We start from the raw sequence: 14026 nt of genomic DNA on the forward strand, positions 1-14026 counted from the left end.
CCGGCGGCAAACTCCGGGAGGCGCCCCGGTCGCTGTCGGCGTTCCGGCGGACGGACCTGCTCTCGCCGACGGCGAAGCTCCGCCTGCTGGCCGAACCGCTGACCGATCCGATCGACCCCGAGGAGTCCGCCGAGGCGGCGTTCGTCCGGAAGTTCGGCCGCGAGGCGTACACGAACCTGATCGCCCCCCTGTTCGGCGGCACGTACGGCTCCGACCCGGCGCGAATGCCCGCGAAGTACGCGCTGAAGCCGATCATGGGGATGGAGGAGAAAAACGGCAGCCTGCTCCGGGCGGCGCTCTCCCGGCTGGTGTTCGCCAGCGACGAGACGCCGCCGCCGGCGAGCTTCGAGTCCGGACTCCAGCGCCTCCCCGAGGCGCTGGCCGAGGAACACGCCGACCGACTCCACCGCGAGACGCCCGTGACGGGAATCGAGCGCGCCGACGACGGCGACGGCGAGTGGCTCGTCCACACCGACAACGGGAGCCGGCGCGTCGATCACGTCGTGCTCACGACGCCCGCCGACACCACCGCCGACATCGTCGAGGGCGTCGACGCCGAGAGCGCGGCGGCGCTCCGGGAGTTCAACTACAACCCCCTCGTGATGGTGCATCTGGAGAGCCCCGCCCGCGCCGACGGGTTCGGCTATCAGGTCCGCCGGACCGAGCCGCTGCGGACGCTGGGCGTGACGTGGAACACCAGCCTGTTCGACCGCGACGGCGTCTACACCGTCTTCCTCGGCGGGATGCACGACCCCGGGGCGATCGATCGCGACGACGCGACGCTCGGGGAGACGGCGGTCTCCGAGTTCCGGCGCGTGATGGGCGTCGACGCCGAGGTGGTCAACGTTGAGCGCATGCCCCGCGCGTTCCCCGCGTGGGACGACTCCTGGGCTGCCAGCGAGCGCGTCGACCCCCCCGAGGGGATCACGCTCGCGACCAACTACACCGGCCGGATGGGCGTGCCGAGCCGGGTCCGCGAGGCGCGACGGCTGGCCGGGCGGCTCGCAGGCCCTGAGTAGCTACCACTCCCAGTTCTTCGCGGTTTCGACGAACGCCTCGACGCCCTCGATCGGCGTGTCGCGGTTGACGCCGTGGCCGAGGTTGAGGACGTGCCCCTCGGCACCGGCGGCCTCGATGATCTCGGCGGTCCGCTCGCGGATCGTCTCGGGGTCGGCGTACAGTATCGACGGGTCGAGGTTCCCCTGAACGGGCGTGTCGCCCAGTTCCGAACGGGCGGTCGCCATGTCGACAGTCCAGTCGAGCGCGACGGCGTCGGCGCCGGTCGCCTCCAGGCTCTCCAGTCGCCCGCCCATGTTGCGGACGAACTCGATCGTCGGGAGATCGACGCTCTCGACGATCTCGCGGTGGAGCGGGAGGACGTACTCCTGATAATCCGCCGGCGGGAGCACGCCCGCGTAGGTGTCGAACAGCTGGACGGCGTCGGCGCCGTGGTCGGCCTGCATTTGGAGGTACTCCGCGACCACGTCCGCGAAGCGCTCCATCAGCTCCCGAAACGCCTCGGGATGACGCGCGCGGAACTTCCGGACCTCCTTGCGCCCGCGGTCGGGCCCGCCGGCGACGACGTAGGACGCGAGCGTGAACGGGCCGCCCGCGAACCCTAACACGGCGTCCTCGTCGGCGACGCTCTCGCTCAGGCGGTCGAGCAGGTCCGCGACGAACGAGAGTTCCTCGCGCACGTCGCCACGGCGGCGGGCAACGTCCTCCGGCCCCTCGACGGGGTTCTCGATCACCGGGCCGACGCCGGACTCGATGTGGTAGTCGAAGCCGAGCGGTTCGAGGCAGGTGAGGATGTCCGAGAACATCACCACGCCGTCGACGCCGTAGCGCTCGTACGGCTGGAGCGTGATCTCCTCGGCGACTTCGGGCGTCTCGATCGCCTCGCGGAAACTGTACTCCTCGCGGAGTTCGCGGTATTCGGGCAGGTGGCGGCCGGCCTGCCGCATCAGCCAGACGGGCGGGCGCTCGGTGTGCTCGCCGCGGGCGGCACGGACGAGAAGCGGATCGGTCATAGCGGGGGTTCGGCCGGTCGGGGTTAGTGCGTTTCCGTTCGGGGCTGGCTACGCGTGTCGGCGGCTCTGTGTCTCGACCGACCCGTCCGATTCTCGACGGAGCAACCGTTTATCCGTCGTCCCCCCGGACTGCGACTGTGACTCGAAACGACGAGTACGACGAGGAGCTGACGGCCGACCGTGCGGAGATCGCGTCGATCCTGGAGGGCGTGGCCGACGGGGTTCGCGCCGGCGACGTTCGGCTGGGCGACGGGGCAAACGCGGTCTCCGTCGCGATGCCCGACGAACTCACCCTCGAACTCGAACTGGAAACCGAGGGCGGCGAGGCGAGTCTGGAACTGGAGATCGAGTGGCCCGCGTCCGACGCGGAATCGTCCGTTACGTCAATCGAGGAGCCGATCGGCGTCGAGGAGGAGAACGAGGACGAAACCGAGACCGGGAAGCCCGTACTCGCGGGGGCGACCGACGGACCACAGTCGATGGCCCGCTTCGAACTGTTTCAGGACAGGGCGTCGGAGTGGCGCTGGCGGCTCCGCCACCGCAACGGGAACGTCATCGCGACGGGCGGCGAGGGGTACACGCGCAAGCACAACGCCCTGAAGGGGATCCGCAGCGTGGTCGCGAACTCCCCGGACGCCGAGCTCTCCGAGGAGTTCAGCGAGTAACACCGACCGTTACACCGGGCGCAGGTGTTCGCAGTCGCCCGCAGTCACGCGCTTTCGCTCGCCGTCGTCGGTTTCGACCACCAGCGCGCCGGGGAACGCCACGTCGACGGCTTCGCCGACCACGTCGCCGCCGGGGGTCTCCACGCGCACGCGCTGGCCGAGCGTCGCCGCGTGTTCGCGCCACGCGTCGAGGATCGAGTCGGGGTCGTTCCGCAGGTCGTCGAACGTCTCCAGCAGGCGCTGGGTGAACAGTCGGCGGTCGATCGGCTCGCCGCGTTCGGCCAGCAGGGAGGTGGCGCCGTCGGGTAGCGCGTCCGCATCGACGTTGGCGTTGATCCCGATGCCGACGATCAGCCACGCGACGCGGTCGGCCTCGCCCTCCATCTCGGTGAGGATGCCACAGAGTTTCTGCCCGCCGCGCTCGGCCTCATCGTCGAGGACGAGAACGTCGTTCGGCCACTTGATCCGCGCGTCGACGCCCGCCTCCCGCGCGGCGCGCGTCACGGCGACCGCGGCCGCGAGCGTGTAGACGGGCGAGTGGGCGGGCGGCACGTCCGGACGGAGCAGCAACGACGTGTAGATCCCGCCCGACGGACCGCTCCAGCCGCGGTCCAGCCGTCCACGCCCGGCGGTCTGCTCGTCGGCGACGACGGCCACGTCCGCCCGCCCCTCGTCGGCGAGTTCGCGGGCGCGCTCGTTGGTGGAGCCGATGCTGTCGTGGAACTCGATCTCGAACGGCGCGTCGAGGCCGTACTCGATCGCGGCGCCGCCGAACTCGGCCACGTCGGTCACGCGGTAGCCGTCGTCGGTGCTCTCGATCCCCCAGCCCGTCTCCCGGAGCGCCTCGACCTGTTTCCAGACCGCCGCTCGGGAGACGCCGAGTCGGTCCGCGAGTTCGGGGCCGGCGACGCGGTCGTCCTCGAGGGCATCGAGCAGCGCGCGACGCGTGTCGGTCATGGGTGGCCGTGGGACCGGTGGGGGTAAATCGGTCGTGGTGTGGCGTCGGTGGTTCGCCTGAGGACGATTCCACTCCGTTCCAGTCGCTCGCCGTGTTCCCGACGTCTGGTCAAGTTCCCGCTTAGCACGGGGAGTACGTATGCGAATGCAGTAAGCGTCTGAAACGTATGATACTCGTTGTGCGAATCAGACAGTTTCAGAACTGTTGAACCTCCAGATGAGTCCTAAAAAGATAACGAGCTGACCAGTTAATCAGTCACCGAGCCAATCTTCACCGTCTTCGATAGTCGTGTTCGATTCGTCAGTGTAGGCCTCGATTGTGACGTCGTCCGAGAGGTCGACGGAGTCGACGTCGTCGACTTGGGCGAACACTCGGACGATGACATCGACATCCTGACCTGGGCTCAACTCCAGGTACATCGTCGAAGCCTCGTCGTTACCTTTGAACCGACTTCCGCCACGGGAGCTACCTTTAAACCCACGTGCGTGGACGCCGCCCACACTTTGGGCGATTGCGGCCGGGTTCCCGATATCCCATCCACCAACGCTGCTCACGACGCTGGTCCGATCGAAGAGAACCGGCATGTTGTCCCCGATCACGTTTTCGTCGGCGTCGTCAACAGCGAGGAACTGCACGTCCACACCACCGTCCGTGAGGTCACTGTCGGCCAGTGGGTTCTCCATCTCGACGTATATCGTATCCGTCCCTTGATTCCGGAGCTGGAACGCGGGCCAAATACGCGTCAGGCTGTCGTTCGATACGCCAGTCCCGCCGTGCCCGGAGCTACTGGCGAGATCGATGGAGATCGTGCCTTCGCTACTGGTCGAAACCGCGCTCGCATCGGACGCGATGATTCCGAGGTACGAATCGGCGTCACCGGCGACATCGACCGAAACGTTACGGTTGACCCGCGTACTCGTGAACGCGCCCGTTCCGATTCCAGCTGCCCCGGCGGCAGTGAGCGATCCGACACTGGCAATGAATTTTCGACGTTCCATTGGTTTGACTACCTCGTCGTGCACTCCTCGTGGCACCGCGCCACTCGAGGGCACTCACTCGACTCCAGTCACCATTTGTAGGTAGTATTGACACGACTGAGACCGGTCAGGGAAGGACTGACAATATCTGACTTCCCGCAGCCCAACTCTGAGCGTACGTCAGGTCGCCTCTGATATGTCAACATTCCTAATTTGTTTGGAGAAAGTGCTGGCAGAAAGCCGTTTTACGGGCCTCGTTCCCGGCTTATCGCTCCTTCGAGCGGCTTCTCGACTTCCTTCCGGTCGACGTTTTCCAGCCCCGCTCTCGCAGAGACTTGTCGACACACCTCCGCGACGCTCTCCCTCTCTCGTTCGGAATCCTTTTGCGCTGCCTCGGCGACGTTGCGCACAATGACCGCAGGTGGTCCACAGTGACGATGGAGGACCGCATCGAGGAACTCCGCGAACGCCGCGAGGAAGCCCTGAAGGGCGGCGGCGAGGAGCGCATCGAGCGCCAGCACGAGAAGGGGAAGATGACCGCCCGCGAGCGGATCGACTACTTCCTCGACGACGGCACGTTCACGGAGTTCGACCAGTTCCGAACCCACCGCAACCACAAGTTCGGGATGGAGGAGAAACAGGTGTACGGCGACGGCGTCGTCACGGGCTACGGCGAGGTCGACGGCCGGAAGGTGTTCGTCTTCGCCCACGACTTCACCGTCTTCGGCGGCTCGCTCGGCGAGGTGTTCGCCGAGAAGGTGACGAAGGTGATGGACAAGGCCACGCAGGTCGGCGCGCCCGTCGTCGGCCTCAACGACTCCGCCGGTGCCCGGATTCAGGAGGGCGTCGACGCGCTGGGCGGCTACGCCGAGATCTTCCGGCGCAATCAGGAGGCCTCCGGCGTCGTCCCGCAGATCTCCGCGATCATGGGTCCCTGCGCGGGCGGCGCGGTGTACTCCCCCGCCATGACCGACTTCACGTTCATGGTGAAAGACACCAGCCACATGTTCATCACCGGTCCCGACGTGGTGAAGACGGTCACCGGCGAGGAGGTGAGCTTCGAGGAACTCGGCGGCGCGGTCACCCACGCCTCCACCTCCGGCGTCGCTCACTTCGCCGAGGAGAGCGAGGAGGACGCGCTCGACGACATCCGGCGGCTGCTCTCCTACCTCCCGCAGAACAACGTCGAGGACCCCCCGCGGGTCGAGCCATGGGACGACCCCGAGCGCGCCGACGAGTCGCTGAACTCGGTCGTCCCCGACCAGCCGCGCAAGCCCTACGACATGCACGACGTGCTGGAGTCGGTCGTCGACGAGGGCTCGTTCTTCGAGGTACAGTCCGAGTTCGCGAAGAATCTCGTTGTCGGCTTCGCCCGGATGGACGGCCGCTCCGTGGGCGTGCTCGCGAACCAGCCCCGCGTCAACGCCGGCACGCTCGACATCGAGGCCAGCGAGAAGGGCGCGCGGTTCATCCGCACCTGCGACGCGTTCAACGTCCCCGTCCTGACGTTCGTCGACGTGCCCGGCTTCATGCCCGGCACCGATCAGGAGCACAACGGGATCATCCGCCACGGCGCCAAGCTGCTGTACGCCTACTGCGAGGCGTCGGTGCCGCTGCTCACCGTCATCACGCGGAAGGCCTACGGCGGCGCGTACGACGTGATGGCCTCGAGCCACGTGGGCGCCGACGTGAACTACGCGTGGCCGACCGCCGAGATCGCGGTGATGGGGCCGGAGGGCGCGGTGGACATCCTCTACAGCGACGAACTGGAAGAGGCCGACGACGTGGAGGCCCGGCGACAGGAGCTCATCGACGAGTACCGCGAGGAGTTCGCCAACCCCTACACCGCCGCCGACCGCGGCTACATCGACGACGTGATCGAGCCGCCGGAGACCCGCGAGCGGCTGATCTCCGACCTCGAAATGCTGCAGGGCAAGCGCGAGCAGACGCCCCAGAAGAAACACGGTAACATCCCGATATGACTGACTCGCTCGTCGAGCGCCTCGACCTGCCCGACGACGCCGACGACGCCGAAGCGGCGGCCATCGCCGCCGCGGTCGGCGCCCACATCCGGGACAGCGAGGCGGCGGCCGCGGCGGAGGCGGCCCAGAGCGAGACCGAGAGCTGGCAGGGCAACCGCTGGGGGTTCGCGGGCCGCGTCGAGTCGACACAGCGCCGGACCGTCAGAGTGCGCGACGGGACGCCGACGGACGCTTGGAGCGCCGCCGGCCGGTCCGAGCGGCTCTGAGGCGTTACTCGTCGGAGAAGTAGAGGTACGTCCGCGGCGCGACGATCCCCAACACGACGACGATCCCGAACGCGATCCACTCGGAGACGTTGGTGAACGTCGCGACGCCGATACCCAGCACGGCGGCGACGACGGCGAACGCCAGCCGGACCTTGATCTCGCGGTCGAAGTCGAGCTCTTCGGGGTCGCTCATGCCGTCGCTGGGGGCGGCGGCGTCCTGAACGCGTCGGTTCTACTCGGTCAGCACGACGTCGCCGCCGGCGATCTCGCCGCCCTCGACGATCTCACACCGCAGGCCGCCGCGGTGGACCAGCGCCTCCCGAACCCCTTTCTCCTCCAGCTTCCGTTCGAGGTACGTACAGGGCTCACAGAGCTCGGTCCCTTCGACGACGGCGTCGCCGACGCGGAACTGCTCGCCCAACAGGCGGTTCAGCCCCACGCCGCGGACGGTGAGGTTCCGGCGGTGGACCCCCGGCTCGAACGACACGTCGTAGTCGGCTTCCGCCTGCTCGATCGCCTCGGCCTCGATCAGCGTCAGGTCCCGGGTCCGCTCCTCGTCGTCGGTCGAGAACGTCCCCTCGTTCTCGAAGTAGCGATCGCCGGTCAGCCCCTTGCCCACGACCGCCTCGACGGACTCCCGCGGCTCGGGCGGGGCGCCCGCCTCGCCGGCGACGTGGATGCGTTCGACGGTTCCAGTCACGGTCAGGAGTCGGTGCGGCCACCAATAAGTGCGAGGATGGCGGTGGCTACTCCGCGCCGGCGAACTCGTCGAGCGTCGGCGGGCGGCCGCGGGGGNCGTTCGCTTACCAGTGCGCCGTCCACGTCGAGTTGGAGGCGGTCGACCGCCTCGTGGCCCACGCGCTCGGTCGCCTCGGGCACCGTGTAGACGCCCAGCCGCCACTGCTGGTACTGGGCGGTCCGGAGCGCCTTCACCAGCGGCGACTGCCGGCCGAGTTCGCGGATCTCGTCGCCGACCATCACGCGGCTGGTGGACTCCCGCATCGACGGCTCGCTGGGCACGTCGAGGATCACCTCCCGCGGATCGAGGTCACAGGCCGCGGCGATCTCGGCCTCCAGCTCTCGGGTCTCCTCGTGGCCCGCGTCCAGCAGCCAGTCGGGGACGCCGCCCAGTTCGGCCCACACCGCGCGCTTGAACAGGTCGCGCTCGGCGTAGCGGCGGGCGAACGCCGCCGTCTCCTCACAGAGCCGGAGCGCGACGATGAGGCCGTGGTCGTCCATACGCCGGAGCTCCTCGGCGGTCAGGTCGGGGTCGCTCCGGAGCAGGCGCTCGGAGGCCTGCCGCAGCATCGCCTTGCTGATCCGGGCGACGTGGTGGGAGTAGACGGTGGGGTTCATCAGCGCCCGGGCGACCAGCAGCGACTCCGCGCTCTGGACGTTGCCCGGCGCGAGCACGAGCTCGCCGTCGACGAACCGCAGCGCCCGGACGAGCCGCCCGGGGTCGATCGTGCCGTAGGGAACGCCGGTGTGGTGGGCGTCCCGGACGAGGTAGTCCATCCGGTCGACGTCCAGTTCGCCGGAGACGAGCTGGCCGAACTTCCCCTCGCCGGCGACCAGCCCCGCGACCCGGGAGGGGTCAAGCCCGTTTGCCCGGAGCACGTCGCCGACCTGCCCCTCGGTGAGCAGCTCGTCCACGTCGTCGTGGTACTTCCCCGTCTCGCGGTGGGTCAGCGACTCGATGTTGTGCGAGAACGGGCCGTGCCCGACGTCGTGGAGCATCGCCGCCGCCCGGACGCGTTCGGCGTCAATGCCGTCGACGCCCAGCTGGTCGAGCGCCTGCTCGGCGAGGTGGTAGACGCCGAGCGAGTGCTCGAAGCGCGTGTGGTTCGCGGAGGGATACGCCAACTGCACCGTCCCCAACTGCTTGATGTGACGGAGCCGCTGGACTGCGGGGGTGTCCAGCAGGTCGGCGGCGACCCCCTCCACCTCGATGTGGTCGTGGACGGAGTCCTTGATCGTGGTCATACGCCGGGTTTCGGCGGCATCCGGTAAAAAGGGCCGCAGATTTCGACGGTGTCGGACGTTACTCCCCGCTCTCGAACTCCCGCTCGCCGAGGTGGCTGCGCAGCGTGTCAACGTCCTTGTTGCCGGCGCCGGTGTTCAGCAGGACGACCGTGTCGTCCTCGCCGAGTTCACCCTCCTCGGCGAGACTGAACGCCCCAGCGGCCGCGGCCGCACAGGTCGCGCCCATCTCCACGCCCTCGGTCTGTGCGATCTGGACTGCGGCGTCGAGGATCGCCTCGTCGCTGGCGGCGACGGCGCCACCGCCGCTCTCCGCCAGCGCGTCGAGGATCAGCGGGCTCGCGCCCGGATCGGGGACCGCGATGCCGTTGAGCACCGTGGAGATGTTCTCGTCGCCCCACGCCTCGTGGATCGACTTGCCCTGCTCCCACGCTTCGACGACGGGGGCGCAGCCGGCGGCCTGTGCGGCGTACATCCCCGGCAGTTCGTCGATCAGGTCGAAGTCGCGGAACTCCTTCGCGCCCTTGTGCATCCCGACGAGGCCGACGCCGCCGCCGGTCGGGTAGACGACCGCGTCCGGCACGTCCCAGTCGAGCTGTTCGACCGTCTCGTACAGCATCGTCTTCTTCGTCTCGTGGCGGTAGGGGGTGACGAACGTCTTGGTGGAGTACCAGTCCTCCTCGTCCATGCGCTCGCTGTAGGCGGCGCCGGCGTCGGTGATCTCCCCCTCGACGACGTGGAGTTCACCGCCGTGAACCTCCACCATCGCCTTCTGCGTGTAGCCCGCGCGCTCGGCCAGCCAGACGTGGGCGTCCATCCCCGCGCGGGCCGCGTACGCCGCGGCGGCCTGCCCGGCGTTGCCGGCGGTGTTGAGCGCGATCGTATCGGCGCCGTGCTGGGCGGCGGCGGTCACCGCGCCGGTCTGCCCGCGGTCCTTGAACGTCCCGGTGGGGTTGTGCCCCTCGTCTTTGATGTACACCTCGCCGACGCCCATCGCGTCGGCGAGCGTCGGGCACTCGACCAGCGGCGTTGCCCCCTCGCCGATCGAGACGGCGACCTCGCGGGGGAACGGCAGCAGCGCGTCGTAGCGCCACAGCGAGTCGAAGCGCTCCCCCTCGAACGTCTCTCGGGACACGTCGATCTCGTCGTAGTCGTACGCCGGGTCGAGGATGCCGCCGCAGTCCGGGCAGCGGTGGGTCGCGGTCTCGGCGTCGAACCGCTCCCCGCAGTCGATGCAGTCGAGCCCGGCGAACGCGTCGGTGGTCTCCATGGCCGACGGTGTGAGTCCCACGGCTAATGGGTTGTCCGATCCGGCAAGGCACACGCGCGGGCCGGCGACCCCGGACTCCGCCGCTGGCGGCAGAGTTAGGTAGACACAGCCACACACTCCCCTCGTGTACCGTCCCGCTCCCCGCACGGACGTTCCCGGAGGTGGTCCGCGACGATGACCGACGACGCTCGGTCCGACGGCGGCGACGCGGCCGTCGAGACCGGCGGCGACGCCGGCCCGTCGACGCTGGACCCGCTATCGGTCGACGCGGCGGCCGACCTGATCGACGAGATCGTCGACAACGTCGAGCGCGTCATCGTCGGCAAGCGTGACGCCATCGAGCACATCCTCGTCGCGACGCTGGCCCGCGGCCACGTCCTGCTGGAGGACGTGCCCGGGACCGGGAAGACGATGCTCGCGCGCTCGGTCGCGACCTCCGTCGACGCCTCGTTCCGCCGCGTCCAGTTCACGCCCGACCTGCTGCCCTCCGACGTGACGGGCGTGAACGTGTTCAACCAGAAGACCCAGGAGTTCGAGTTCCAGCCCGGGCCGGTGTTCGCGAACGTGGTGCTGGCCGACGAGATCAACCGCGCGCCGCCGAAGACCCAGAGCTCGCTGCTCGAGGCGATGGAGGAGCGACAGGTGACAGTCGACGGCGACACCCGGAGCCTCCCCGAGCCGTTCGTCGTGATCGCGACCCAGAACGACGTGGAGACCGGCCGCACCTACGAGCTCCCGATGGCCGAGGTCGACCGCTTCGCGAAGAAGCTCCGGCTGGGCTACCCCGACGGCGAGCAGGAGGCCGAGATCATCGGCCGCACCGCCGGCCACCACCCGATCGAGGAGTTAGAGCCCGTCACCGACGGCAAGCAGCTTCGGCGCGCCCGCGAGACGGCGAGTCAGGTGACGCTGCGCGAGCCGGTCCGGAGCTACATCAGCCGGCTGGCCGAACACACCCGGAACGAGGCCCAACTCGGCGTCAGCCCCCGGGGGAGCATCGCGCTGGCCCGCACCTCGCAGGTCCGGGCGCTGCTCGACGGGCGCGACTACGTCACTCCCGAGGACGTACAGGCGGAGGCCCGGACGGTGTTCGCCCACCGCATCCGGCCGCGAACGGGCAGCGAGACCGGCGAGGACGTGGTCGCCTCGGCGCTCTCGACCGTCCCCGTGGAGTGATGCTCACGCGCCGTGGCCGTGCCGTCGCCGGGGTCGCGGGGCTGGCGCTGCTGCTCGCGGGGATTTTCGGCGCCCGCGCGCTCAACGCGGTCGTCGCCCCCGCGGCCGTCGCGCTGGTTGCCGGCTACCTGCAGGTCCGATTCGTCCCCGCCGTCGCCGTCGACCGCACGCCGCCGGAGAACGCCCACGCCGGCGAGACACGGACGGCGGAACTCTCCTTCCGCACTCGCGACGGCGACTCGATCTCCCGGCCGTTCCTCGGCGACGTGACCGAGCGCGTCGGCGAGGGGCTGTGGCCGGTCACCTCGGAGAACGCGACGGTCCGGGAGCGCCCCGACGGCGACGCCGAGATCACGTTCGAGACGGCCGTCGGCGCCGAGCCGATCGAGTACGAGGTGGAGTACCGACAGCGCGGCCAGCACACGCTCGGCCCGCTGACGGTGACCGCGACCGACGCGTTCGGCCTCCACGCCCGCGAAACCGAACTCCGGGGGACGGAGACGACGATCGTCTTCCCGCGGGTCCGGCGGCTCGGCGTCGTCGGGCGGCGGTCGCTGGGGCGGCTGCAGGAGTACAGCCGGAGCGACCAACGCGGCGAGTTCGAGGAGCTCCGTGAGTACGTCCCGGGCGACCCGCTGCGGGACATCCACTGGAAGACCACGGCCAAGCGCGACGAACTGATCGTCACGGAGTTCGCCGCCGACACTGACGTGGCGTCGGTGACCGTCGCCGCCGGCGCGAACGCCGAGGGCGCCGACGCGATGGCCGAGGCGACCGCCAGCGTGGTGCTCCCGCTGGTGGCAGACGGCGTCCCGGTCGAGCTCTCGCTCCCGCGCGGGGAGCTTCGGGTCGGCCCCGAGTACGGCGGACAGGGGGCGATGCTCCGGACGCTCGCGGTGGTCGACTCCGGGCCGGTGCCTAACCCCGACGCCGACGTGGTGATCAAGGGCCGGGCCGACGACGCGACCGTCGAGGTGCGCGGGCGCCGCCACCAGTTCTCGGAGATGGTGGAGGCACGGACGACGGGCGACACGACGCCGGCCCCGGAGGTGGAAGCGTGACGACCGCCCCCGGCCGCGGGTCGGGGTTCGCGACCGGAACGGACTGGTCGCTCCGGTCGGCGATCCTCTCCCCGGGGATGCTCGGGTTCGCCGTCCTCACGGCGTCGTACCTCCGGGTGCTGTTCCACGTCACCGACGTAGTCGGCGGCACGGGGGCGTTGCTCCTCGAGGTCGGCGTCGTGCTCGCGCTCGGCGCGGTGCTGGCCGGCCGCGTCGACACCCGGACGGCGCTGGTGGGGAGCGCGGCGGCGCTGCTCGCCGGAATGGCGGCGTACTACTTCTCGATCCCCGCGAGCCAGCGCGCGCTGATCGACGCCGGCGCCGTACTGACCGACCTCGCGGCGCTGCTCAGCGGGCTCTCTGTGTTCCGGCTGGTTCAGGCGGAGATCTGGGCGCTCGCGGTGCTGCCCGCGCCGCTTTTGGGCTCGTGGCTGCTCGCGCTCCGGGGGAACTACCCCCTGAGCGCCGCGGTCGGCGGCAGCGCGCTCGGGCTGTTCGTGCTCACGGGCGACGCCGGCTTCCTCACTACGCTGGCGGGCGTCGTCGGCGCGGCGGTCGCGGTGGGGTTCGGCGAGCTCTCCCCCCGGCGGGCGATCGCGCTCCACTGGGACACGGTTGTGCTGGTGGTGACGGTGATGATCGTGCTCTCCTCGACTGTCTCGCTGGTCCCGGGCGGGGCCGGCGGCCCCGTCCTCGGCGGCAGCGCGACGCCGACGCTCGAAGGCAACGTCGTCGACAACGCCGACAACGTCGGGATCGTTGGCGCGATCCGGCTCTCGCCCGAGGTGCGGTTCTCCGTCGAGTCCGAGCGCCGGGGGTACTGGCGCGTCGGTGCCTACGACCGCTACACCGGCGGCTCGTGGGTCCGGAGCGGCGAGGCGCGCAGCTACGACGGCCGCCTCGACAGCCCGCCCGGCCCGACAATCGGGGTCGAACAGACGATCACCGCCGAGACGACGATGAACTCCATGCCCGCGATCTGGAAGCCAGTCACGGTCGATGGGACCGTCGAGCGGGCGACGCAGGTGACCGCCGAGGGCGGCCTCCGCGCGGCGGCGCCGATCGCCGAGGGGGAGTCCTACAAGGTCGTCAGCCAGCGCCCGGTGTACACGACTCGGGACCTCCGGATGGCCGGCACCGACTATCCCGAGAGGATCGAACAGCGGTACCTCTCGCTGCCCGACAGCACGCCCGACCGCGTGGGCGAGCGCGCGGCCACGGTCGCCGACCGGGCGAACGCCTCCACCCCCTACGACACCGCCGTCGCGATCGAGTCGTACCTCGAACGAACCAAGGAGTACTCGCTGAACGTCGAGCGCCCGCGGGGGAGCGTCGCCGACGCGTTCCTGTTCGAGATGGACGCCGGCTACTGCACCTACTACGCGACGACGATGGCCGTGATGCTTCGCACGCAGGGGATCCCGGCCCGGATGGTGACGGGCTACACCCCCGGCGAGCGCGTCGGGGAGGACGAGTGGGTGGTCCGCGGGCTGAACGCCCACGCGTGGGTCGAGGTGTACTTCCCGGCGACCGGCTGGGTCGCGTTCGATCCGACGCCGAGCACGCCCCGCGAGTCCGCGGCCGAGCAGCGCATCGCGCAGGCGCGCCAGAGCGGCGAGGACGGCGTCGACACCAACCGGACCGGTCCGGGCGGGTGGACG

The 14026-nt window shown here is 69.8% G+C and carries 13 protein-coding genes and 1 pseudogene; 7 read left to right on the forward strand and 7 right to left on the reverse strand.

What is annotated here, in order from left to right; all coding sequences use genetic code 11:
* Window positions 1-1019 (forward strand): protoporphyrinogen/coproporphyrinogen oxidase (locus ACFR9S_RS12025; protein ID WP_379818762.1); only part of this gene is annotated, 1019 nt, incomplete at its 5' end.
* Here ACFR9S_RS12025 and hemE read toward each other — a convergent pair.
* On the reverse strand, window positions 1020-2030 hold the full coding sequence (hemE, locus tag ACFR9S_RS12030; RefSeq protein WP_379731475.1) for a uroporphyrinogen decarboxylase: 1011 nt from the start codon (window positions 2028-2030) through the stop codon (window positions 1020-1022).
* Between the two features lie 137 nt (window positions 2031-2167).
* On the opposite strand from hemE, the gene ACFR9S_RS12035 reads away from it, so the two are divergent.
* On the forward strand, window positions 2168-2695 hold the full coding sequence (locus ACFR9S_RS12035) for an amphi-Trp domain-containing protein (protein WP_379731474.1): 528 nt from the start codon (window positions 2168-2170) through the stop codon (window positions 2693-2695).
* A gap of 9 nt (window positions 2696-2704) precedes the next feature.
* Here the strand turns inward: ACFR9S_RS12035 and ACFR9S_RS12040 are convergent, their stop codons facing one another.
* Together ACFR9S_RS12040 and ACFR9S_RS12045 are read right to left on the reverse strand one after the other, a co-directional pair.
* The gene (locus ACFR9S_RS12040; protein WP_379818763.1) at window positions 2705-3652 is read right to left on the reverse strand and encodes a biotin--[acetyl-CoA-carboxylase] ligase; all 948 of its coding nucleotides are present in this window, start codon (window positions 3650-3652) and stop codon (window positions 2705-2707) included.
* 252 nt (window positions 3653-3904) lie between these two features.
* Window positions 3905-4675 carry a hypothetical protein gene (locus tag ACFR9S_RS12045; protein ID WP_379732223.1) on the reverse strand — a complete coding sequence of 257 codons (771 nt, stop codon included), beginning with the start codon at window positions 4673-4675 and terminating at the stop codon, window positions 3905-3907.
* 392 nt (window positions 4676-5067) lie between these two features.
* Between ACFR9S_RS12045 and ACFR9S_RS12050 the strand changes: the two genes are divergently transcribed.
* Complete coding sequence (locus ACFR9S_RS12050) at window positions 5068-6612, forward strand: acyl-CoA carboxylase subunit beta (protein ID WP_379732225.1); 1545 nt, start codon at window positions 5068-5070, stop codon at window positions 6610-6612.
* Window positions 6609-6878, forward strand: coding sequence for an acc operon protein (locus ACFR9S_RS12055; protein ID WP_379818764.1), 270 nt, complete (start codon window positions 6609-6611; stop codon window positions 6876-6878). The genes ACFR9S_RS12050 and ACFR9S_RS12055 overlap by 4 nt, the downstream gene beginning before the upstream one ends.
* A gap of 4 nt (window positions 6879-6882) precedes the next feature.
* On the opposite strand, the gene ACFR9S_RS12060 is transcribed toward ACFR9S_RS12055, so the two are convergent.
* The 4 genes and pseudogenes from ACFR9S_RS12060 to ACFR9S_RS12075 form a co-directional block, all read right to left on the reverse strand.
* On the reverse strand, window positions 6883-7071 hold the full coding sequence (locus ACFR9S_RS12060) for a hypothetical protein (protein WP_379732321.1): 189 nt from the start codon (window positions 7069-7071) through the stop codon (window positions 6883-6885).
* 39 nt (window positions 7072-7110) lie between these two features.
* Window positions 7111-7578, reverse strand: a complete 468-nt coding sequence (locus ACFR9S_RS12065; RefSeq protein ID WP_379818765.1) for an MOSC domain-containing protein — start codon at window positions 7576-7578, stop codon at window positions 7111-7113.
* Window positions 7579-7624: 46 nt separating this feature from the next.
* Window positions 7625-8861: pseudogene (locus ACFR9S_RS12070) on the reverse strand (HD domain-containing protein).
* Between the two features lie 58 nt (window positions 8862-8919).
* Window positions 8920-10128, reverse strand: coding sequence for a threonine synthase (locus ACFR9S_RS12075; RefSeq protein WP_379818766.1), 1209 nt, complete (start codon window positions 10126-10128; stop codon window positions 8920-8922).
* A gap of 174 nt (window positions 10129-10302) precedes the next feature.
* Between ACFR9S_RS12075 and ACFR9S_RS12080 the strand changes: the two genes are divergently transcribed.
* The 3 genes from ACFR9S_RS12080 to ACFR9S_RS12090 all read left to right on the forward strand — a co-directional run.
* Window positions 10303-11304 (forward strand): AAA family ATPase, encoded by a 1002-nt coding sequence (locus tag ACFR9S_RS12080; RefSeq protein WP_379732723.1) that lies wholly within the window; start codon window positions 10303-10305, stop codon window positions 11302-11304.
* Window positions 11304-12365, forward strand: coding sequence for a DUF58 domain-containing protein (locus ACFR9S_RS12085; protein ID WP_379818767.1), 1062 nt, complete (start codon window positions 11304-11306; stop codon window positions 12363-12365). Before ACFR9S_RS12080 ends, ACFR9S_RS12085 begins: the two co-directional genes overlap by 1 nt.
* Window positions 12362-14026 (forward strand): transglutaminase family protein (locus tag ACFR9S_RS12090; protein WP_379818768.1); only part of this gene is annotated, 1665 nt, incomplete at its 3' end. The genes ACFR9S_RS12085 and ACFR9S_RS12090, both read left to right, overlap by 4 nt.

It is taken from the genome of Halolamina salina (genome assembly GCF_042678005.1).
GTDB classification, from domain to species: domain Archaea; phylum Halobacteriota; class Halobacteria; order Halobacteriales; family Haloferacaceae; genus Halolamina; species Halolamina salina.